General features: G+C 47.6%; 21 protein-coding genes. 15 read left to right on the forward strand and 6 right to left on the reverse strand.

Annotated elements, in window-relative coordinates; translation table 11 throughout:
* Positions 1 to 4 precede the first annotated feature (4 nt).
* Positions 5 to 1,183, forward strand: a complete 1,179-nt coding sequence (locus ACWHX8_RS04660; protein WP_447970796.1) for a THUMP domain-containing class I SAM-dependent RNA methyltransferase — start codon at positions 5 to 7, stop codon at positions 1,181 to 1,183.
* Positions 1,184 to 1,201: 18 nt separating this feature from the next.
* Here ACWHX8_RS04660 and ACWHX8_RS04665 read toward each other — a convergent pair whose 3' ends face one another.
* The gene (locus tag ACWHX8_RS04665) at positions 1,202 to 1,648 is read right to left on the reverse strand and encodes a response regulator (RefSeq protein ID WP_447970797.1); all 447 of its coding nucleotides are present in this window, start codon (positions 1,646 to 1,648) and stop codon (positions 1,202 to 1,204) included.
* A gap of 859 nt (positions 1,649 to 2,507) precedes the next feature.
* On the opposite strand from ACWHX8_RS04665, the gene ACWHX8_RS04670 reads away from it, so the two are divergent.
* Together ACWHX8_RS04670 and ACWHX8_RS04675 are read left to right on the forward strand one after the other, a co-directional pair.
* Positions 2,508 to 4,715 (forward strand): B12-binding domain-containing radical SAM protein, encoded by a 2,208-nt coding sequence (locus ACWHX8_RS04670; protein WP_447970798.1) that lies wholly within the window; start codon positions 2,508 to 2,510, stop codon positions 4,713 to 4,715.
* Between the two features lie 251 nt (positions 4,716 to 4,966).
* Positions 4,967 to 5,419 carry a DUF5069 domain-containing protein gene (locus ACWHX8_RS04675; RefSeq protein WP_447970799.1) on the forward strand — a complete coding sequence of 151 codons (453 nt, stop codon included), beginning with the start codon at positions 4,967 to 4,969 and terminating at the stop codon, positions 5,417 to 5,419.
* A gap of 156 nt (positions 5,420 to 5,575) precedes the next feature.
* Here ACWHX8_RS04675 and ACWHX8_RS04680 read toward each other — a convergent pair whose 3' ends face one another.
* Positions 5,576 to 6,367 carry a glycine-rich domain-containing protein gene (locus ACWHX8_RS04680; protein WP_447970800.1) on the reverse strand — a complete coding sequence of 264 codons (792 nt, stop codon included), beginning with the start codon at positions 6,365 to 6,367 and terminating at the stop codon, positions 5,576 to 5,578.
* A gap of 342 nt (positions 6,368 to 6,709) precedes the next feature.
* Entirely contained in the window at positions 6,710 to 6,988 is a 279-nt protein-coding gene (locus ACWHX8_RS04685; RefSeq protein WP_447970801.1) for a peptidylprolyl isomerase, read from the reverse strand.
* A 373-nt stretch (positions 6,989 to 7,361) separates the two neighbouring features.
* Between ACWHX8_RS04685 and ACWHX8_RS04690 the strand changes: the two genes are divergently transcribed.
* Positions 7,362 to 7,562 carry a type II toxin-antitoxin system VapB family antitoxin gene (locus ACWHX8_RS04690; protein ID WP_447970802.1) on the forward strand — a complete coding sequence of 67 codons (201 nt, stop codon included), beginning with the start codon at positions 7,362 to 7,364 and terminating at the stop codon, positions 7,560 to 7,562.
* Entirely contained in the window at positions 7,559 to 7,957 is a 399-nt protein-coding gene (vapC, locus tag ACWHX8_RS04695; protein ID WP_447970803.1) for a type II toxin-antitoxin system VapC family toxin, read from the forward strand. Before ACWHX8_RS04690 ends, vapC begins: the two co-directional genes overlap by 4 nt.
* A gap of 57 nt (positions 7,958 to 8,014) precedes the next feature.
* Here the strand turns inward: vapC and ACWHX8_RS04700 are convergent, their stop codons facing one another.
* Together ACWHX8_RS04700 and ACWHX8_RS04705 are read right to left on the reverse strand one after the other, a co-directional pair.
* Complete coding sequence (locus tag ACWHX8_RS04700; protein ID WP_447970804.1) at positions 8,015 to 8,764, reverse strand: TSUP family transporter; 750 nt, start codon at positions 8,762 to 8,764, stop codon at positions 8,015 to 8,017.
* A 158-nt stretch (positions 8,765 to 8,922) separates the two neighbouring features.
* Positions 8,923 to 9,738 carry an inositol monophosphatase family protein gene (locus ACWHX8_RS04705; RefSeq protein WP_447970805.1) on the reverse strand — a complete coding sequence of 272 codons (816 nt, stop codon included), beginning with the start codon at positions 9,736 to 9,738 and terminating at the stop codon, positions 8,923 to 8,925.
* A 289-nt stretch (positions 9,739 to 10,027) separates the two neighbouring features.
* On the opposite strand from ACWHX8_RS04705, the gene ACWHX8_RS04710 reads away from it, so the two are divergent.
* From ACWHX8_RS04710 to ACWHX8_RS04720, 3 genes are all read left to right on the forward strand, one after another.
* Entirely contained in the window at positions 10,028 to 10,267 is a 240-nt protein-coding gene (locus ACWHX8_RS04710; protein WP_447970806.1) for a DUF2835 domain-containing protein, read from the forward strand.
* Between the two features lie 5 nt (positions 10,268 to 10,272).
* On the forward strand, positions 10,273 to 10,695 hold the full coding sequence (locus ACWHX8_RS04715) for a YqaA family protein (RefSeq protein WP_447970807.1): 423 nt from the start codon (positions 10,273 to 10,275) through the stop codon (positions 10,693 to 10,695).
* Positions 10,696 to 10,871: 176 nt separating this feature from the next.
* Positions 10,872 to 11,990 (forward strand): DegT/DnrJ/EryC1/StrS family aminotransferase, encoded by a 1,119-nt coding sequence (locus ACWHX8_RS04720; protein ID WP_447970808.1) that lies wholly within the window; start codon positions 10,872 to 10,874, stop codon positions 11,988 to 11,990.
* A gap of 60 nt (positions 11,991 to 12,050) precedes the next feature.
* Here the strand turns inward: ACWHX8_RS04720 and queF are convergent, their stop codons facing one another.
* On the reverse strand, positions 12,051 to 12,452 hold the full coding sequence (gene queF / locus ACWHX8_RS04725; protein ID WP_447970809.1) for a preQ(1) synthase: 402 nt from the start codon (positions 12,450 to 12,452) through the stop codon (positions 12,051 to 12,053).
* A 453-nt stretch (positions 12,453 to 12,905) separates the two neighbouring features.
* Between queF and ACWHX8_RS04730 the strand changes: the two genes are divergently transcribed.
* The 7 genes from ACWHX8_RS04730 (at position 12,906) to ACWHX8_RS04760 (ending at position 19,232) form a co-directional block, all read left to right on the forward strand.
* Complete coding sequence (locus ACWHX8_RS04730) at positions 12,906 to 13,403, forward strand: thiamine pyrophosphate-binding protein (protein ID WP_447970810.1); 498 nt, start codon at positions 12,906 to 12,908, stop codon at positions 13,401 to 13,403.
* A 172-nt stretch (positions 13,404 to 13,575) separates the two neighbouring features.
* Positions 13,576 to 14,160: a thiamine pyrophosphate-dependent enzyme gene (locus ACWHX8_RS04735; protein WP_447970811.1), complete on the forward strand. Its 585-nt coding sequence runs from the start codon at positions 13,576 to 13,578 to the stop codon at positions 14,158 to 14,160.
* A 106-nt stretch (positions 14,161 to 14,266) separates the two neighbouring features.
* The gene (locus ACWHX8_RS04740; protein ID WP_447970812.1) at positions 14,267 to 15,364 is read left to right on the forward strand and encodes a pyridoxal-phosphate-dependent aminotransferase family protein; all 1,098 of its coding nucleotides are present in this window, start codon (positions 14,267 to 14,269) and stop codon (positions 15,362 to 15,364) included.
* Positions 15,361 to 16,104, forward strand: a complete 744-nt coding sequence (locus ACWHX8_RS04745; RefSeq protein ID WP_447970813.1) for a phosphocholine cytidylyltransferase family protein — start codon at positions 15,361 to 15,363, stop codon at positions 16,102 to 16,104. Before ACWHX8_RS04740 ends, ACWHX8_RS04745 begins: the two co-directional genes overlap by 4 nt.
* A 106-nt stretch (positions 16,105 to 16,210) precedes the next feature.
* Positions 16,211 to 17,683: a CDP-alcohol phosphatidyltransferase family protein gene (locus ACWHX8_RS04750; protein WP_447970814.1), complete on the forward strand. Its 1,473-nt coding sequence runs from the start codon at positions 16,211 to 16,213 to the stop codon at positions 17,681 to 17,683.
* Entirely contained in the window at positions 17,676 to 18,677 is a 1,002-nt protein-coding gene (locus ACWHX8_RS04755; protein ID WP_447970815.1) for a flippase-like domain-containing protein, read from the forward strand. Before ACWHX8_RS04750 ends, ACWHX8_RS04755 begins: the two co-directional genes overlap by 8 nt.
* 123 nt (positions 18,678 to 18,800) lie before the next feature.
* A complete protein-coding gene (locus tag ACWHX8_RS04760) occupies positions 18,801 to 19,232 on the forward strand; it encodes a hypothetical protein (RefSeq protein ID WP_447970816.1) in 432 nt (143 codons plus the stop codon).
* The last annotated feature ends 192 nt before the right edge of the window (positions 19,233 to 19,424 follow it).

Raw genomic sequence — 19,424 nt, forward strand, 5'->3', positions numbered from 1 at the left:
GCTTATGAGTTCTCAACCCCACACGTTCTTTGCCTCCTGTCCTCCAGGGTTGGAGCCAGCCTTGGTTCACGAATTGGAACGGTTAGGAGCCTTGGCCATAGACGCCACGCAGGGAGGGGTTGAGTTTCAAGGGTCGTTTACGCTTGGGTACCACGTGAATCTCGAAAGCCGCATTGCCAGTCGTGTTCTTTTGCAACTTGCGAAGGAGGACTATTACAGTGAACAGGATATTTATCACATTGTGCTTCGAATGGCCTGGTGGGAATGGTTTACCGTTCAGCAAACGATAAAAGTTAAGGTCCAAGCAAAGCGTTGTCCTCTTTCAAGTCTCGACTTTGTGACATTGCGAATAAAGGATGCTGTGTGCGATGCCTTTATGAAGAAAAAAAAGGCTCGTCCACACGTCGACACACATGCTCCAGACATCCAAATTGTCGGCTTTCTCGATGAACGAATGGTGACAGTCTACCTGGATACCTCTGGCGAGCCATTGTTTAAACGAGGGTGGTCTCAGATCAGAGCGGAAGCCCCAATTCGTGAAAATTTAGCTGCCGGCCTCCTTATGTTAGCCGGTTGGACTGACGCACAGACGTTGTTAGATCCCATGTGCGGGGGTGGCACGATTCTCATTGAAGCGGCGCAGATGGCCAAGCGAGTTTCGCCAGGGCTTGGGCGACGTTTTGCGTTTCAGAAATTCCGAGGGTTTGATGCACAACTGTGGGAGAAAATCTGTCGTGCCAGCGTGGGAAAACAGCAGGCACCCACCTCGGTTTCGCTTTTTGGTTCGGATCGAAATGAAAAGGCGTTGCGGATTGCTGAGATGAACTGCCAAACGATGGGGCTATCGGAGATGCTGACTTTACAGCATGCGGATGTTCTCACGCTTGATGCTCCTCGGAGAGAAGGCATCTTGCTCTCCAATCCCCCATATGGTGTCAGGCTTGGTGAATATGCGGAATTGGCAAAGTTTTATCCGCAATTTGGGGATGTGCTCAAGAAAAAGTTTTCCGGGTGGCGAGCCTATATCTTCACAGCGGATCGACGGGTTCCCAAAATGATTCGTTTGTTGCCAACACGCAAGGTCCCGTTATTTAATGGAGATCTTGAATGTCGCCTGTATGAATTCAAACTTGTCCAGGGCGGTCATCGAAAAAGCCGTCGATCTGGGGTTGTCACTCAATGACTTGACGGTGCGGGGTGTCTACAACGTTCGTTGTCCTGGGGTACTATGAATCGTTAACCACACGTCTTCCACGCAACGAAGGATGTAGATCCATTCATTGCAGTTTTTTGGTTTCTTAAAGACATATCGAGGTAGTGAGGGTTTGAGTACTTTGGCGAGAATCCGTGGGTTCGTGGTATGGGTTAATATCGCAATGGGAATGGTGCTGATCTCTGGTTCTTGGTGAATTTCTTCAAGCACGTCAAATCCGCTCATGCCAGGTAACTTCAATCGTAAGAAAATGAGGTCGGGGCGAGGGGCATCAATGAATGGATGTTCTTGCCGTAGGTAGGCCAAGGCCTGTTCGCCGTCTTCTACTTCTTGAATTTCGACACTCACAATTTGAGCAACGCTTAAGGCCTCTTGCAAGGAATGGATTTGATCGTGTTCGCTTTCGACCAATAAAATTTTTAGAGAGTTTGTCATCACAATGCTCTATAGCGAATCCAAATAAGTTCCATCTGAGGCTGATCAACTATAGCGAATCTCAATTCGGTCCAGTTATAGCCGTTCCAATTTACTTCCGTCTGCACGACGTGTGTTGTTGCGCTGTGTACATGATGTACATTCGGCTGGAAGTTATTTGGTTTCGCTATAATGCCAAAAGACTTTCAACGCGGTGTCAAAACCTTCAAGGGTTCCGAAGTTCAGTGAATCGGCTATAGCCCCGCGCGGTACACCGTGAACATAAGGAAGGTTATGCCCGCCTGGATGACCTGCAGACGATTGACGGTTCAATCACGAAGGGTCAATCAGTATTCAATAGGGTGCCCTGTAGATTCGGCATAACTGGAACGGCTATAGCGAATCTAAATCTGTTTGTTGGCTTCATGCGAGTGCCCTTGGCTGAATGCACGGCTTTCTCCAGTAAAGAGTATCGGTCGAAATTCGTAGTGAGTGAAGGCGGAGTCGGTGAGCCCGTTGGGCTCGGGAAATGTTGGTGATGGGCTTGTGACATTCCAGGTGTTTCTCTCTCTACACCTATGATTATTACGAGTATGAGTGACTTTGTGTTGGTAGGTGATCGTCAAGTTTTACGGCGTCGCACTGTGGGACGTTTCAGTGTAGAGTTGAATGTTCTCGGTATATTGTTGTGCTTTCATGTATTTCGAAAAGGTTTCAAGGAAATTGGAGAAACAGATAGGCTGTTTTTCAGAATTATCAGATTATTTCCTGATGAATGTATGGAAAAGCAAGATGTTCCTGGCGTCACGTCTCTTGTGGCTCAGCGCCGTTTCGATACATCCCGTTACGGGAGTTTGCCGAACGCTTGGTAGGTTGTGTGATGAAGCATAATCCCTCTCTCCTTTTAGTGATACCTCCTTTGACGCAATTGAATACCCCTTATCCGTCAACCGCCTACCTTACAGGATTTCTTCGATCTCGAGGCTATTGTGTTGAGCAGGCAGACGTTGGAATAGAGATGGTGCTGCAGCTCTTTTCACGCGCTGGGTTGCAGCGAGTTTTTTCTCAACTTCGGCTTAAGAGCCAAGAGCTCCCAGGTGAAGCGATGCAGATGTTGAGTTTAGCACGTGCCTATATCGACACGATTGATGCAGTCATCGGTTTTATGCAGGGGCATGATGTGAGTCTGGCTTCGCGTATCTGCCAAGGCGAGTTTCTTCCTCAGGGTCCACGTTTTCATGTGTCCGCGATGCATCGTGATGATGAAGGACAGCACCGATCGAACAATCAAACCGATCATGCAAAGCATTTAGCCTCCCTGTATCTGGAAGACCTGACAGATTTAATTCAGGCGACCGTCAGTCCACATTTTGCGTTAAACCGTTATGCTGAATCGATCGTGCGAGATGCGTCATCATTTCAAGCAATTCGCCACGCGATTGATGAAGCGCCAAGTCTGACGGATGAATTCATGTTAGAGAGGTTCTGGAAGCATATAGACAGAACCTCTCCATCGATAGTGGGGTTTACGGTACCGTTTCCCGGCAATGTGTATGGCGCGTTTCGAATGGCCTGCGATCTAAAAGCCAAGAGACCCGACATCAAAGTGATGCTTGGCGGCGGATATGTCAATACGGAATTACGAAAGCTAAGCGATCCCAGAGTTTTTGATTTGATTGATTACGTAACCTTAGACGACGGCGAGCAGCCCATGCTCTGTCTGTTGAAGCATCTAGCTAATGCGAAGCAGAACCCGGCGTTATGCCGAACGTTGCTACGGTCTCAGGGAACGGTCATGTGGTGTGATGAGGCGAAGGAGCGTGATATTTCTCAAGCAGACCTAGGGACGCCAACTTACGACGGCTTACCGTTAGATCACTATTTGACGGTGTTAGATACGCTGAACCCGATGCATCGCTTATGGTCGGACGGGCATTGGAATAAACTCACCGTCGCGCATGGCTGTTATTGGAAGCAATGTACATTCTGTGATGTCGGTCTTGATTACATTGGCCGCTATGAAGCCTCACCCGCAGAAGTCTTGGTTGATCGAGTCGAAGCACTGATTGCGGAGACTGGTCGACGTGGATTTCATTTTGTAGACGAAGCGGCTCCTCCGGCTGGCCTAAAAGCCATGGCCTTGTCATTGTTGGAACGTGGAGTCACGATTTCATGGTGGGGGAATATCCGTTTTGAAAAAGCTTTTACACAAGACCTCTGCCGGTTATTGGTCGCGTCTGGGTGTATAGCCGTAAGCGCTGGCTTAGAGGCCGCCTCGGATCGCCTCTTGGAATTAGTGAAAAAAGGGATTACCGTCGATCAAACCGTTGAAGTAGTCTCGGCTTTTCAAAAAGCGGGCATTCTTGTTCACGCCTATTTGATGTATGGGTTACCGAGTGAGACGATACCGGAAACGGTGGAGAGCTTGGAGCGTGTACGCCAGATGTTTGCGCATGATTTGATTCAATCAGCCTTCTGGCATCGGTTTACTGCCACATCGCACAGTCCAATAGGGCTTCAACCTGACACGTACGGTATACGTCTGATCAAGCCAGCGTTTAGCGGGTTTTCAGAGAATGACTTGAGTCATAATGATCCCGTGGGTGATGTACCTGAGTGGTTGGGTGATGGTTTGAAAACGGCACTTGTGTGCTTTAAGGAAGGTGAAGAGTTAGACCGGGATGTTCGGTCCTGGTTTTCCGAACATGTTCCTCGTCCGAATGTTCGACGAGATTGGGTGAAGCGAGTGCTTTCATTTGGACCACCTGAAGATCCATCAATCTTGGAACGAAAATTTGTGTGGATTGGAGGCACGCCGGTGAGTGAAATTCGGGGAAGCAAGCGATGTCGGCTTATTTTCCCGAGTCGATCTGATGATGGGGAGGTTACGCTACCACGAGAACATGCCGATTGGCTGCTGAATCTCATTCAACGTGCGACCCCAGGACGCGATATGAGTACACAGGGATATCCATCGTACAAAGACGTCCGCTCGACGTTTCCGTTTGGTGCAGCCGATGGGTTTGATGAGTTTGTACAGACACGCGGGTATCGTTTGGCGCGACAGATTGGATTATTGCTTGTGTAAGAATGAGTGTTTTGTTTCAGGTCTGAGTAAGCCGTTGTTCTATGAGGAAAGGAATGTAGTGATATGCCTATGTCAGAATATCCACGTAGTCCGAAAATGCAGGTAGATGGGATTTGTCACCTTGGCCGGCTACTAATACGCTATTCAACTACATGACCACCTATCCTGGTATTAGCCTAATGCCTGTCCCAGAACTGTGAGGTCGAATGGTTTGAACATGTTGACGTGTCATTTGTTGAAGGATGTTGTTGATGCTGCCCAGTGCCAGAACCTGTTTGACAAGTTTACGTAGCAAATCAACAGTCATCGATTTGGTGAGCATATTAGTCGTCGACAAAATTCGCATGCGACATAGGGGGTTGATTCAAGATTATCATTATTTGACAACTGGGTTTGATAGGTACTTGCTTGAGATGATTCAGGTGAACGGTGAAGAATTGGAAAAGCAAGTTTTGAACGGGCGTACTGACGAGGAATTGCTTGCCTGGATTAATAAAAACGGAAAAACACTTTCAGAGGAAGAACGGGTGCAATGGAACACTATGGTGTTGACTGGTAAGCCGCAAAATGAACAAGCACAACAGCGATTCAATGGGTTAGTCGAGGCACTTGCCAAAAGTCGGGGAGTCTCCGTTGCGGAACTGCCCGAGCTGTTGACTTGGGTCGATGTCATTGAATGTGAAGAGGGGAGATTCTCAGGATAGGAAGCTTTTATCTTTCTTCATTCTTTTTAAGAAAAATGAAGGACTCAATTTTTTTACGATAGAGACATGGGGACGAGCATCTAACGTAGGAGATGATTGCCCAAGTCGAATTTTTTTATGAAACTCGTGCCTCGTCCCCTTTTCCTAGTTCCTAATTTAGCAATCAAAGTCACCACACCCTCCTCCACACAGACCGTGACTACAGCTGGCTCTTCCCTGGCTTTCCAGATGCCTTGCTCTCCACGATTTCCATGCTGAAATAAGAATCCACGTCACACATGCTCCAGCAAGTGCGACCACGGCTGAGAACGCGGGGTCTGCACGAATCCATTGTTCTAGAAAGTGCAGCGGAGTTGTCCATAGTTCATAGAAAGAGGGCCAATGTCCTAATGATTCGGCGAGACTCATAAAGATTAACGTAACGAATACTATAATTATGACGAATGTCGCAGTAAGACGAGCTCTCTGTTGGCTACTAAATAAAGGGCGAAGAAATAAAGGAATGTCAAGGTTGTCATTGCTTGGGAATTGAGATGAAGGATCGGGCCAAATATCGGTTGGAGGCTTCTCGCCAAATGTCTTTACGTAGGCGGAAACTGTGGAGCCATACCATGTAGAATACTTGTTGTATTCTTTATTTTCACCGCGCGTTGGTTCATGATGGAGGGGTTGCTTGAGAACCTGCTCACATAGGTCATTCCAATAGGACCGTGTGTATGTCAAATGTAAGTGCCATGCTGTATCGATATGCGTACTTGGACATATTGGGTGATTGACAACGACGGCAAGTAAGAGGAACCGCTTGTATTCTTCGGTCACTCGTTGTGTGTAATGTTCAGACCATCCGTTTTCTTGCGCAAGGCGTTTTGAAAAAGGAAGGGCAACGTTCTGGGGGTCGAGTTGATACCTCGTCAACCGTTCCCAAAGAGTTTGGGTCTTCTCGTCCATACCTTCCCCTTAATCCCTCATCAAGACATATCGCGGGTGTATTCATGTTATCGGTTTACGAGATCATTCCCTTATGGTTTCCAAAGAAATAGCTTCATTTTAATATTATTTGGATTTTTGTCTTCCTACTGTCACCCAAGAACAGGTGTCAGAATTGGCTGTGTCCCACAATAGAATGTGTTTGCCTATACGTAAAGTATCTGTCCATAAGGACAAATTTCTTTTTAAGTCGAATTTGCTGTGAAAGGGGTGTGGCGCTTGCTTCAGAATACTCGGCTGGCTGTACGCTAGCCATGGGTATGTTTGCTTGCGAGGTTGGCGTATCGTTAGATGTAATGAGGGTTAATCCTTCTGCCCAGTTTTTTTGATAATATGGTATCCAAATTGGGTTTTGACCACGTTGCTAATACTTCCATGGCCTAAGCGTTTGACGGCATCTTCAAAGGCTTTGACCATCTTGCCTGGGCCGAACCACCCAAGATCACCACTTTTGGATTTGCTTGGACAGGTTGAAAACTCTTTCGCCAATTCGGCAAACTTCCCTCCGCTTTTAATGCGTTTGCGCAGGTCGTCGGCTAACCCTTTTTCTTTCACTAATATATGACTGGCTCTCCACTCCATACGTGCTCCTTTTAAATCGTAACCCTAGATCTGCCTGCAAATATCCGCTTCCAACATATAGTATATGATTCTCTGTGCAAAAGTCGTTATCTCAAACTTAAGAAACCAAAAAGAGAGATGTAATATGGTCATTCGGAGGTGAGAAAAAAGTATCAAAGAAGCTGGGGGCTGTCAATTATGACCAGCAACAGTTTTTTGCCAAGAAATGGTCGTTTGGGGAAATGACTCAATTTTGTTCAGCTATGTACACAAGGGTAGATTATAGCTTTACCATCGAAGGATGAACGATCATCTTTCCAAATTGGCGCATTGCTGAATGAGTAGGATATGTGTAGAATAATGTGTGAGTAGTTGTGTGAAGAGAGGAGGGGGTATGCCAACGAATCTTGCCATTGATGACAAACTTGTAGATGAAGTGAAACGTTTAGGAGGTCACACAACAAAACGAGCAGCCGTGAATGAAGCCCTTCGTGAATATGTGACTCGCCGAAAACAGAAAAAAATCCTCGAGATTTTTGGGACCCTTGAATGGGATCAAAAATATAATTACAAAACCGCACGAAAACGGAAATGACCGTCTTAGTTGATACATCGGTCTGGTCACTCTCTCTTCGAAAGGATGGTCCTGCAAATCACGTATCGGTTAAGAAACTCCAACACCTTCTGCTAGATACGCAAGATATTGTCCTCATTGGGATCATTTTGCAGGAAATTCTCCAGGGTTTTAGGCAAGAACACACCTTCACGAAAGTCCTTTCCCATTTTGAAGCCTTCCCCTTGCTCCCTTTAACCCGAAGTGACTTTATTGCGGCAGCCAAACTTCGCCGTCAAGCGACAGCAAAAGGTCTGAGCCTCTCGACTCCAGACTGTCAGATTGCCGCGGCAGCCATCAACCATAATTGTCATCTCCTCACAACCGATAAAGATTTTTCGCACATCGCAAAATGGGCACCTCTGCAATTGCTCTAGCTCTACTCGTTTTTTTGAAAATACATTTCTTCATATGGGCTAATGTTAACGTTGTGGTTATGTCCAGACCTTTGCTAATCCCAGTCCGCTAATCAAGACGAGCATTCCACCGATAACCTGTTTATACCGTCGATCGTTTTCCAGAATGGCATCATGAAATTTAAGTCCTGTCATGTGACCAATGGCGGCGATGGGAAGGAGTGCCAGCGCGGTAAGCAGATGGAGTTCAATCCCTAGCGCAAGGAAGGTGCTCATTTTGATTGTGACGAGGATAAACCAGAGTACGAACAGCGTATTTCGGAGTTGTTCAGCCGCTACATTCTTCATGAACACGGCAACCATGAGTGGTGCACCGGTCAGTGAAGTGCCTGCCACATATCCGCCGAGAGCAAGCAATAGTCTATCGCTCCAGTTTTTCTCGCTGCTGATGGAGAGGTTGAGCGCCCACATCAGTCCGTAACAGAGTGCGACGGAATAGATAAAGATGAGAAGCCATTCTGTGGGTAGTGTGATCAGTCCGAACACGCCAACCAACGTAGTAGGGATGATAAAGAGACTGGCATGTCGCAAATAGGTCCAATCGACATTGTCAATACGGGTGCGTAGAGTGAGGGCGGAAAAAAATAAAAGATGTGTTCCGATGATGGGCAACCAGAAGAGGGGTTGATCGTATAGAAACAGCATGAGTGGCAAACCGAGTGCGGCACCGCCAAACCCAAGTCCACTTCGAACAAAGCCCGTCCAAACAAATACTAATCCCACGAAAAGTAGCTGGGTAGCGTTGAAATCCGAGAGGATATTCGTCATGAGTTGTTTTTTGACATCGTGGTTTTCCCTTAGCTTTCAAGCTGAAAATAAGCTACGCACTCATCCAGCCTGATCTGAATGTATGGGGTTTGCCATCAGTCAGACGGGAGAGGGATTTTTCGACTCCGTGTTGTTTCTCTTAGGGTGAAGACGGGAGGCTAAGGAGATTGCAGGACTCCAAGCAGTTGTCGAACGGTCGACACTTTATCGGGACGTGTGGCAATGACTCCCTTGGTGGTTGTGTTGGATTGATTGAACGGAATTGGTTGCCAATTCCGGTCTGCGACTGTTCCTCCGGCTTCTTGAATCAGAAGAACTCCAGCGGCAATGTCCCATTCATGTTGGCTTCCAGGATTGAGCGTCATGTCCACGCGTCCTGCGGCTTGAAGCGCAAGCGCATAGGCGATTGAACCAAAGGCCTGACAGGCAATGGTCGGCTCAATCCCTTTTAGTGCCGCTCGTTGCTTTGGTGACACGTTGGCTAAGCAGAGGAGCTGTTCTGTTTGTGTATCTTTAACATGTATCGGCATGTCATTGAGATAGGCACCCTCACCTTTCACAGCGGAAAACATTTCGTTGGTTGCCGGATTAAAAATCACGCTTAGCGTGAGTTCTTGATTTTCTACCAAGGCAATGGAGATCGCATATTGCGGAATCTTGGAAATGAAATTTCGTGTTCCATCAATGGGGTCAAGAATCCACACTCGGCTTTTTTCTAACCGTTTGCGGTCATCGGGGCTTTCTTCGGAAAGCCAGCCATCTTGTGGGTATTTGGTAAGTAATTGGTCCTTCAGCATGCGATCGACTTCGAAATCAGCCGTTGTGACCTGAGACGAATCGGGTTTGATCGAAATGTCAAAGCCATCTTTGGCAATCTCTAAGACTCGTGCTCCAGCTTCTCGAGCGATGAACTGAAGAAAATCAGCAGCTGTGTGATCATGTGTGGCGTTGGTGTGTGATTGAGGTGTTTGCATAATATTTGGTGTTTGTCGTGTCGACGCTCCTTGGCTTCACTATAATTGTGATTCGAAAATGAGTCAAAGTTGCTCTCGCATTTCTAGGATTGTCCTAATGTCTTGAAAAAGGTAAGATTTTACAGAGCGATATGCTTGTATGCTACCTCATGTGCGCTGTCGTCGTATGTTGCCTTAGTCATAGTATGTGGACATTCATGTACGACTCGAACGTGGGCGTATGTCTTTCCGTGAATCGTGCGTCATGATCCTGGTTACACATTATTGCCCTTTATGAAATTTCAAGTCCATGCCAAAAATCCGTGTGTCCCTTAATCTCCCACCTCATCGATTCTTAGCATACTATGAAGGGGTGGCCGATGAAGTGGTGGCGAGTGCTTCGGATGGACGGAAAATACGATTTCCCGCTCGAGTCCTACGTCCCTTCATCACTCAGAATGGAGTCGTAGGAAAGTTTTTCATCACTTATGATAGCAACAAGAAATTTGTATCTATTGAGCGTGCTGCTGCTGCTGGGCCGTCTTCCTGAGGTCCATGTCGGCTGAGGAATATACCCTTGGCGGGCTTTTTCTCAGTGCCTTTCTTTCGTCGACGCTTTTTCCTGGAGGGTCTGAAGTTGTTCTGGCCGTTTTGGTTGCACAGCACAGGTATGATCCTTGGGTATTGTTTGGTGTGGCGACGGCAGGCAATACATTAGGGGGAATGAGTTCCTGGGGACTTGGATTTCTGATGAGTTGGCGCTTTCCGGTTTCCGGCTTGACGAAGCCTCGCCAACGCCAGGCCGTGGAAAGGGTACAGCAGTGGGGCAGTCCGTTGTTGCTGTTTTCATGGGTTCCTGTGATTGGCGATCCACTCTGTGTGGCTGCCGGGTGGTTACGTGTGAATGGCGTCATCGCCTTGCTATATATCGGGTTGGGGAAAGCGATTCGCTATGCCGTCATTATTGCGGTGATGTAAGCGGATTGTGTAGGCCCACTGCAAGGTAAGATATGACTAGGATTGCTTCAACGCATCTAGAGTATTGTCCTTGCGTTCCATGTTTTGAAGTGATACACCTTTTTCTTCCCATCAGTCTGCGTTGTTAAGAGAACTGGAGTCGTTTCTTTATTCCATTTTACTGTAGAAAGGACTTCATGAAAGTACCTCTTCTTGATTTACAAGCGCAGTTTCAGTCTATTCGACATGAGTTGCTGGCCTCGATTGAAGCGGTCTGTGAAGATCAGGGCTTTGTGCTTGGCCCTCGTGTCGATTGTTTGGAGCAAGCATTAGGGAAATATGCCGGGACGGCACATGCCGTCGGTGTCGCCTCAGGAAGTGATGCGTTGCTGCTTTCGTTGATGGCGTTAGGTATTGAGCCCGGTGATGAAATTATTACGACACCGTTTACGTTTTTTTCAACGGCCGGGGTTATTTCTCGACTTCATGCCATTCCAGTGTTTGTCGATATTCGCCCCGATACGTTTAATCTCGACCCCGATCATCTTGCCGCTGCCATAACTGAGCGAACAAAGGCCATTATTCCAGTTCATTTATTTGGACAATGTGCGGATATAGAGAAAATTGCTCAGATCGTGGCGCCACGGAGCATCCCGATTGTCGAAGATGCGTGCCAGGCGATTGGGGCTGCACACAATGGTGTGCGGGCTGGGGGAATGGGGACGACAGGCTGTTTTAGCTTTTTCCCGTCGAAAAATTTAGGAGGCTTTGGGGACGGTGGGATGATTACCACGCATGATGAAAATCTTGCCAATCGATTGCGTGCCCTTCGCGTTCATGGAAGTCGATCAGACTATCATCATCATTTAATCGGGATGAATAGCCGCCTTGATGCGTTACAGGCTGCCGTCCTTCAGGTCAAACTCACCTATCTCGAGCAGTGGACCGAGAAGCGACGGGGCAATGCGCAGGAATATGAGCGCCTCTTTGCCCAGGCTGGTCTTGCAGAGCATGTCACGCCTCCAGCCGTCGATCCGTCTAATTATCACGTGTTCAACCAGTATACGATTCGGACTAGTTCGCGCGATCAGCTTAGTGCCTATCTTAGCGAACAGGGTATAGGAAATAAGATCTATTACCCAGTCCCCCTTCATCTACAAGAATGCTACCAAGTCCTTGGCTATCAAAAAGGGCAACTTCCCGTATCCGAGCAAGCGGCTCAAGAAGTGCTTTCCCTGCCCATTTACCCTGAACTGCCTTCTGAGCAGATGCAATACGTTGTTCAAACGATTAAGAAATTTTTTGAAGAATCCTGAAGGGTTTGACCTGCAGGTAGATCCCGTTCTATCGACGTAGGAGTCTGATCTATAGGCCAGTTACGGATACGAGGCTTGAATCGTGCTGCTGAGACCACCGCGGGCTGTGAACTCACCTGTGACGGAGGCAGAGGTTGGGTGGCAGGCCTTCACAAGGTCAGCCAGAATTCGATTGACGGCATTTTCGTAGAAAATACCAAGGTCGCGATAGGCGTGAATATATTCTTTGAGAGATTTGAGCTCGAGACAGGATTGGTTTGGAACATAGGTGAGTCGAATTTTCCCAAAGTCGGGTAATCCTGTTTTTGGACAAATGGCCGTATATTCTGGAATTTCAATCGTAATTTCATAGCCTTGATACTGGTTGGGCCATGTTTCAATGGCTGGCAGTTTGGTACGCAAGCCACTTTTCGCATGTTGTTCGGTATACCGAGTTGCGGCTTTACGGCGAGTTGATTTCATAATCGAGTTTTCCTTGGTGGCTGAATCACATACATTTCGATGCTTGAAGCGCAATTCTTCGCCGTGGCACGTAGATCCCAATCCCTGATGTTCGTGTCGGGTTGAAATTGCACCATAAACATCAGCTTAGATTCCGCCTTGGCTCGGTAACTCTCTTGGTCACGGACCACTGTAGAGTCATTGTATTCGTTGAAATTGCTAGAATTTGGCCTGTGTGTCATGAGTGTACCTTCATCTCCTGAACTCTATCAATATGCTGAAGCCCTTTGTTGAGAATGTTTATACCCCTCCGCTATAATCGACTCATCTCTTAGCTGGCTTTTAACAGCCAACTATTCCATTTTTTTGTTGAAAAACCCACGATTGTCTGAGAAAGGCGCTCGTCCTTTTTGGGGCTTCTGAGATGAAGCGCTGAAGACTGTCAGTGTGTATTTTGGGGTAGAAAATTGAATCATGATCGATAGTGACGATTTTGTTCGGGCGTTACAAGACATCGGTATAGACTTCTTTACTGGAGTTCCCGATACTATTTTGGGTGGCATCATCGCGACACTAACTGAATCGCGCGTGTATGTTCCCGCCGTTCGAGAAGATGAAGCCGTCGCGATGGCTGCCGGAGCCTACTTGGGTGGAAAAATTCCTGCCGTATTGATGCAGAACTCCGGATTAGGCAATGCGCTCAATGTCCTTGAATCCTTGAACCTCATTTACCAGATTCCGTGTTTACTCCTTGTGTCTTGGCGTGGGTTCGAGGGGAAGGATGCTCCAGAGCATCTGGTTATGGGGCAAACGATGACGCAACTGTTAGATACTGTCAAAATTCCCCATCGTACGTTATCCGCTGAAACAGTGGTGGATGATCTGAAATGGACGGCCGCGACGTTTATGGAGCAACGTATCCCACTCGCCTTGTTGCTGAAAAAAGGTATTGTCAAAACCGTACAACCATAGGGTGGGAAAGGCAAAATAAAAAATTCAAAAGGCAAAATTTAAGAGAGATCGTGGTTTTACACATTATTGTTAATTTTTGCCTTGATGTTGTTGCCTTATTGTTTTCAGGGGACTTTCTTTTCGAAAAATCTGATGAATTTTCTGATGTTAATGATCTAGTGCAGGAGATAAGATGATCGGTCCTGAAGAAGGCGTGATGCAGAGTCGGGCCCAGGCGATGGGCGCGCTGTTGGAGCTGATAACGGATCAGCCCCTCATCATTTGTAATGGATTTCCTTCGCGAGAAGCTCAGAAGCTTCGAGATCGTGATGCCAATTTTTATATGATTGGCTCAATGGGAGCGACGGCGGGCATTGGGCTGGGACTGGCGTTGAGTCAGCCGGGAAAAACTGTCGTGGTCTTTGACGGTGACGGCAATGTCCTCATGAGCATGGGGACGCTTGCGACGATTGGTGCCGTGAAGCCAAAGAATTTGGTGCATGTCGTGTTTGATAACGAAGTGTACGGGACGACGGGGAATCAACCAACCTATTCGCGACTGGTGAATCTAGACAAAGTGGCTAAAGCCGCAGGGTATGTGAATGTTGAGCGTGTTCGTGAACGTGAAGACATTGTGTATGAGTTTAAAGATATGGTCGCGAGCGAAGGGCCAAGTTTTCTCTTAATTAAGATCAATGAACAAATCGAAGAGGCTGACCGAGTGGCGATCGAGCCAGCTGAGATGACACGACGATTTAAAGCGACATTCGATACGTGAAATTTCTGTAGCCAAAAGCCATAAAAGACGGGTTGTACAATCACATGCTATCATCTTACGCTTTAGGTTTCACGTCTAACGTTTTACGCCTCACGAAAGTCACAACATGATTCTTTTAAATCCTGGGCCTGTGAATGTTTCCGATCGAGTACGGCGAGCACTGCTTGAGCCTGACATTTGTCATCGTGAATCTGAATGTGCTGACCTCTTAGCTGATATTCGACAAAAATTACTGCAAGCGTTTGTTCCAGGAAATGAATCCGACTATACCGCTATTTTATTAACCGGTTCAGGTACTGCGGCCGCTGAGGCTGCGCTGTTGTCGAGTTTGCCGCAAGGCAAGCGAATCATGGTGATTATCAATGGCGTCTATGGCCAGCGTTTGTGGGACATGGCGTTGACTCAACGGCTTGGTGGCTTGGAGATACGTTTGGACTGGGGGAAAGCTCCTGATCTCGATAAGATCAAGTTGGCCCTTCGTCAACATAAAGAAATTCATACTGTGGCAATGGTTCATCATGAAACCACGCTTGGGTTTATGAACCCAGTCGAGAAAGTTGCGGAAATCGTTGATGGGCTGAATCGTGTGTTTCTCTTAGATTCCGTCAGTGGTCTCGGAGGAGAATCCCTCGATATTGCCACTCCTCATATGTATATGGTGGCCAGTGCGTCTCAAAAATGTATTCAAGGATTTCCTGGTGTGGCGTTTGTCATTGTGCGCAAGGGGTTCATGGAGCGTAGCGTCATGACCTATCCGAAGCGGAATTGGTACCTGAATCTCGCCAATTATTATGTAGAACAAGAGCGAGGGAGTATTCCCTTTACGCCAGCCGTGCAGGTCTATTACGCTTTCCGGGAAGCTCTCAACGAGTTACTGGAAGAAGGTGTTGCGAAACGGTGTGCACGATTTCGAGGGTATGCCACAACCATTCGCAAGCGAATGGCCTCGCTTGGTATTCAGGCCGTCCTCGCGCCGGAACATCAGTCAAATACCTTGACGGCTTTTTATCTTCCAGAACACATGTCGTATGAGCAGTTGCATGATCAATTGAAGCAAGCAGGGTATGTCATTTATGCAGGGCAGGGCCACATGGAATCAAAAATTTTTCGAGTGGCCAACATTGGAGCCCTTTCAGACAAAGACATTTCAGGATTTCTTGATGCCTTTGAAGTCATTCTCAAGAAAAGTGGCGAATCTGGATGAAGGCCATCATTTTAGCAGCTGGCGTAGGCAAACGATTGGGTCCTGTCGCGGAAGGGCGACCCAAGTGCCTGGTTGAAGTTGGTGGCCAATCGCTTCTGTCTCGACATTTAGACAACCTTGCCGCTCTTGGTGTTCGAACGGTGGTGCTGGTCGTGGGTTACCAGCAAGATCTGATTCGGGAAGCTGTGGCGTCTTCGTCGTTTCCTGGTGCGGTGCAGTTTGTGGTGAACGAACAATATACTCGAGGAAGTATTACTTCATTGTGGGAAGCGCGTAAGGAAGTTGATGATGACGTGATTATCATGGATGCGGATGTGTTGTATCACCCTGATATTCTCCGTCGTCTTGTCGAATCCAAACACCGGAATGCCTTGTTAGTTGATGAATCCGTGTCGCAAGAAACAGAAGAATGTATGGTGGCGATTCAGGAAGAGCGAGTGACGAGTCTGAGTAAAACGCTTCCAGCTCAGTATGATTTCACCGGCGAAGGGGTTGGATTTTTAAAGGTGGGCAAAGCGGAAAGTGCCGTGCTTTTTCAATCTGTAGAAGGGCCTATTGAATCAGGGCATCTCGATATGGAGTATGAAGATGCACTCAAAGGATTCTTCGAACAGGTGAGCGTTGGGTATGAGCGGATAGGCGGACTGCCCTGGATCGAAATTGATTTTCCTGAGGATGTGCAGAGAGCCGAACACGAAATATTGCCGATGTTGTCATGTCAGGAGAAAGAAGTTGTTTAGCAACAAGCCGTCGTTCATGGCTGGGAATGTCCTCATACATCAGTCTGAACTTTTGTCGATCGTGTTGTTGAGCGTATAGGCGCAACCCTTCAATTTTTGTGTCGCGATGGATGGAACACTTCACAAGCCTGCTACAAGCGTAATTGATACAGCTATTTTGCTTGCCTCGTCCGGCATCTTTACTTTAGGTGCAAATCGGGAGAGGAGCGGAACCGGCACCTTGACGAAGGTCAGTGGGTTGACCCTGTTTCAGCGCGCGGTGTTGACGTTACAACGAGCTGGGATTTCACAAATCTGGGTGTTAGCCGGGCAGGAAGAGAAGGCCTTGCGGACGATAATCCAGGGAGACGGCCGTATAGAAGCCGCCATTCGCTGGTTGCCTGTTCGAGAGTTTCCTCCGACGGATCCTCAAACCTGGGAAGCGTTGTCAGGTGAAGTAAAAGGGTCGTGCGTGATCATCGGCTGTCATGCCGTCTTTTCTCCTTCATTGATTCAATCCTTACGCATGGTTGGGTCAGATGGTCGTGTCCTGGTTGCCGTGGGGCAAGCAGAAGACTATCGGCATACGGGTAATCCTGGTGTTGTCTTTCAAGAAGAGGTGGACCCGAGCACCTTAGGCACGACGGTCGTCTTTCATGATCAACATGATGTGGTCTCAGAGCCATCGGCTACGGTTTCCTCGACAGTATCATCGTTTATTGCTGAGGATCTCGTCGTGTTGCCGTCTCGATTGCTCGGCGTATCTGGTGTTTTGCAAGCCGGTGGAGGAAACCCGATACGCCTGGCGTTAGAGCAAGCGGCGATCGAGGGTATTATTCAGCCGATTCCAACTTCTACTTCACAATATAGTGACGTTCGAGGCCCCAAGGGACTTCAATTGGCTGAACGTAGCCTCTATCAATCTCTTCAGTCATTAAAGGGAGGGATGGATGGCATTATTGATCAATATGTAAACCGGAAATTATCCGGAATTTTCACGCACGCCTTTTTGAAATTTGGCGTGTCGCCTAATATGATTACCATGGTGTCAATGGTTGTTGGACTCATTGCGGCCGGATTTTTTGCGTTAGGTTCATATCAATTCGGTATTGTGGGTGCGTTGCTCTTTCAATTGTCTGTCATTATTGATTGCTGTGACGGTGAGGTGGCTCGCTTAACATTTTCTGAGTCACGCTTTGGGCAAGAATTGGATATTTGGGCTGATAATGTTGTGCATATGGCGATCTTTGCTGGCATTGCTTCCGGTGCCTATCTTCATGGGTCGTGGGAAGGCATGAGTTTGCCATTGATTCTTGGAACCTGTGCCGTTGTGGCCAATATGATTTCACTGTGGCTCGTCAATCGAGCACGCTTTCTTCGATCTCGCCCCCGTGAATTGCGTCGCTTGGGTGAATCGGCCCGAACACGGATGGAGTTTATGCTTGGCAACGTGACCAATCGAGACTTTTCCGTCATTGTGTTGCTCTTTGCCTGCTTGGATATTCTTGGATGGTTTCTGTGGATTGCCGCGGTAGGTTCATGGGTCTTTATTGCCTCAATGGGGTGGATTCTCCGTAACTCCCTTCTCTCCCGTGCTTAAGTTCATTTTTCTAGCTGTTGGCTGTGTGGCCTTAGCTGGGATTGTCTGGCACATCGGTCCAACATCTATCATTAATACGGCCGCACAATTAGGTCCCCTTGCTCTTGGGGTGATTCTTCTTCCCATGGTAGGCGTGTATGCCCTTGAAGCTCTTGGTTGGCGTCTGACTCTTGGAACGCATGCTCAACGAATCGGATTTGCTCAACTCTTTGCCATCCGAATGGCTGGAGAGTCTGTCAATGTGACGACTCCAGCGGCCTATGTCGGGGGAGAACCTCTGAAAGCCTATCTATTGAAGCCCTATGGCATTCCGTTTGTCGAAGGGCTGGCATCTGTGATTACAGCCAAAACGACGATGAGCATCGCGCAGGTTCTATTTATTGTCCTGGGCATTGGCCTTTCATTTTTGATTCTTGGGGCATCCGAGCATTATCTGGTTGCCGCTTTGGTCAGTGTTGGGCTGTTAGCCTTTGGGGTGCTGCTATTTGTGATGGTTCAGCGATATGGGCTTGCGATGGGCTGTCTTCGCGTCTTGCGGTTCTGTCGAATCAAGTTGAAATTTCTGGAGGAACGAAAAGCCTCACTGGAGGAACTGGATGCCACGATCCGAACGTTTTACAGCCATCACCGTCAAACGTTCTATGTGGCCTTGCTCACGTTTTTCATTGCCTGGATGTTGGAAACGCTAGAGGTCTATGCCATCCTGTATTATTTAGATGTGCATGTCGATATGTTGACTTCGCTATCGATAGCGGCGTTAACGGTATTTATTAAGGGTAGTACCTTTTTTATTCCAGGAAGTTTGGGCGCTCAGGAAGGGGGCTATGTCTTACTCTTACTGGCATATGGGTATCCGGATGTCACTGGGATTACCTTTGCCTTAATTCGACGTCTCCGAGAAATTCTCTGGATTCTCGTGGGGTTGCTGTGTCTCCTGATGCTTAAAGGGCGAAAGCCGCTTCAGCCAGATGATTTGGCTGCGTCGAAGGGATAACGCATTCTTGCCTGTTTGCGAAAATCAGGCGACATGGGCTTAGAGTTGATTGATGTTTCGAATGCTGGCAAAATCAGCAATGCTTCATACGATGATATGGATTCTGATAAAGGAGACAGAGCCGTGGATATTGTGATCGGATCAAATGTGCTGCGAAATACAAATGGTGTGATGACAGCGCATGGGCAGCAACAGTTGCACGTCGAAATTCAAGAAGACAATAGTCAAATTCTCCTTACGATGGATATGTATATGCCAACAGGGACGCAGGTGGCCAAGCTGGAGCGTAATGTCTGGATGTCCAATGACGGTGAGCGCTTTGAGCTCACGGCTGAACCGAAGAGTCTCAAAATTATTGACCATACTTTGAAAAATGTCGTGATTGAGCTTCAGGCCGAAGAAGACGCACGTCTGACTGTGGGACAGGCAAAGTTCTATACCTCCAAAGGTACATTGTCTGAAGTGAGCCCAGAGTGGTGGCGTGTTGGTAATAAATTGGAACTCAACGGGATTGATATGGATCTCGAAGGCGGGTCCATTGCCTTGCCTGATTAAGTGATGTATTGACGATTGTTTTCATCATTCTGCTTCATTCATTCTTCTTTCTTTTCCGAGCAACGCAGTCAATCCGTGCTGAACTCCGTGTTCATTTTGCATGATACGCATGCTCTCTTCATTTCCCTTCAATGACTCCGGCTTATAGCCGTTTCAAATAACTTCCACATGCTTGAAGTGAGTAATCGCGCA

The sequence above is a fragment of the Nitrospira sp. M1 genome (genome assembly GCF_965152605.1).

Bases quoted from the DNA above. Each gene is read 5' to 3' on its own strand.
- ACWHX8_RS04690 (WP_447970802.1), top strand. From the start codon at position 7,362: ATGCCAACGAATCTTGCCATTGATGACAAACTTGTAGATGAAGTGAAA.
- ACWHX8_RS04660 (WP_447970796.1), top strand. From the start codon at position 5: ATGAGTTCTCAACCCCACACGTTCTTTGCCTCCTGTCCTCCAGGGTTG.
- ACWHX8_RS04750 (WP_447970814.1), top strand. From the start codon at position 16,211: ATGGATGGAACACTTCACAAGCCTGCTACAAGCGTAATTGATACAGCT.
- ACWHX8_RS04700 (WP_447970804.1), bottom strand. From the start codon at position 8,764: ATGACGAATATCCTCTCGGATTTCAACGCTACCCAGCTACTTTTCGTG.
- ACWHX8_RS04720 (WP_447970808.1), top strand. From the start codon at position 10,872: ATGAAAGTACCTCTTCTTGATTTACAAGCGCAGTTTCAGTCTATTCGA.
- ACWHX8_RS04705 (WP_447970805.1), bottom strand. From the start codon at position 9,738: ATGCAAACACCTCAATCACACACCAACGCCACACATGATCACACAGCT.
- ACWHX8_RS04710 (WP_447970806.1), top strand. From the start codon at position 10,028: ATGCCAAAAATCCGTGTGTCCCTTAATCTCCCACCTCATCGATTCTTA.
- ACWHX8_RS04730 (WP_447970810.1), top strand. From the start codon at position 12,906: ATGATCGATAGTGACGATTTTGTTCGGGCGTTACAAGACATCGGTATA.
- ACWHX8_RS04740 (WP_447970812.1), top strand. From the start codon at position 14,267: ATGATTCTTTTAAATCCTGGGCCTGTGAATGTTTCCGATCGAGTACGG.
- ACWHX8_RS04715 (WP_447970807.1), top strand. From the start codon at position 10,273: ATGTCGGCTGAGGAATATACCCTTGGCGGGCTTTTTCTCAGTGCCTTT.
- ACWHX8_RS04680 (WP_447970800.1), bottom strand. From the start codon at position 6,367: ATGGACGAGAAGACCCAAACTCTTTGGGAACGGTTGACGAGGTATCAA.
- ACWHX8_RS04735 (WP_447970811.1), top strand. From the start codon at position 13,576: ATGATCGGTCCTGAAGAAGGCGTGATGCAGAGTCGGGCCCAGGCGATG.
- ACWHX8_RS04745 (WP_447970813.1), top strand. From the start codon at position 15,361: ATGAAGGCCATCATTTTAGCAGCTGGCGTAGGCAAACGATTGGGTCCT.
- ACWHX8_RS04665 (WP_447970797.1), bottom strand. From the start codon at position 1,648: ATGACAAACTCTCTAAAAATTTTATTGGTCGAAAGCGAACACGATCAA.
- ACWHX8_RS04670 (WP_447970798.1), top strand. From the start codon at position 2,508: ATGAAGCATAATCCCTCTCTCCTTTTAGTGATACCTCCTTTGACGCAA.
- ACWHX8_RS04675 (WP_447970799.1), top strand. From the start codon at position 4,967: ATGCTGCCCAGTGCCAGAACCTGTTTGACAAGTTTACGTAGCAAATCA.
- ACWHX8_RS04685 (WP_447970801.1), bottom strand. From the start codon at position 6,988: ATGGAGTGGAGAGCCAGTCATATATTAGTGAAAGAAAAAGGGTTAGCC.
- queF (WP_447970809.1), bottom strand. From the start codon at position 12,452: ATGAAATCAACTCGCCGTAAAGCCGCAACTCGGTATACCGAACAACAT.
- vapC (WP_447970803.1), top strand. From the start codon at position 7,559: ATGACCGTCTTAGTTGATACATCGGTCTGGTCACTCTCTCTTCGAAAG.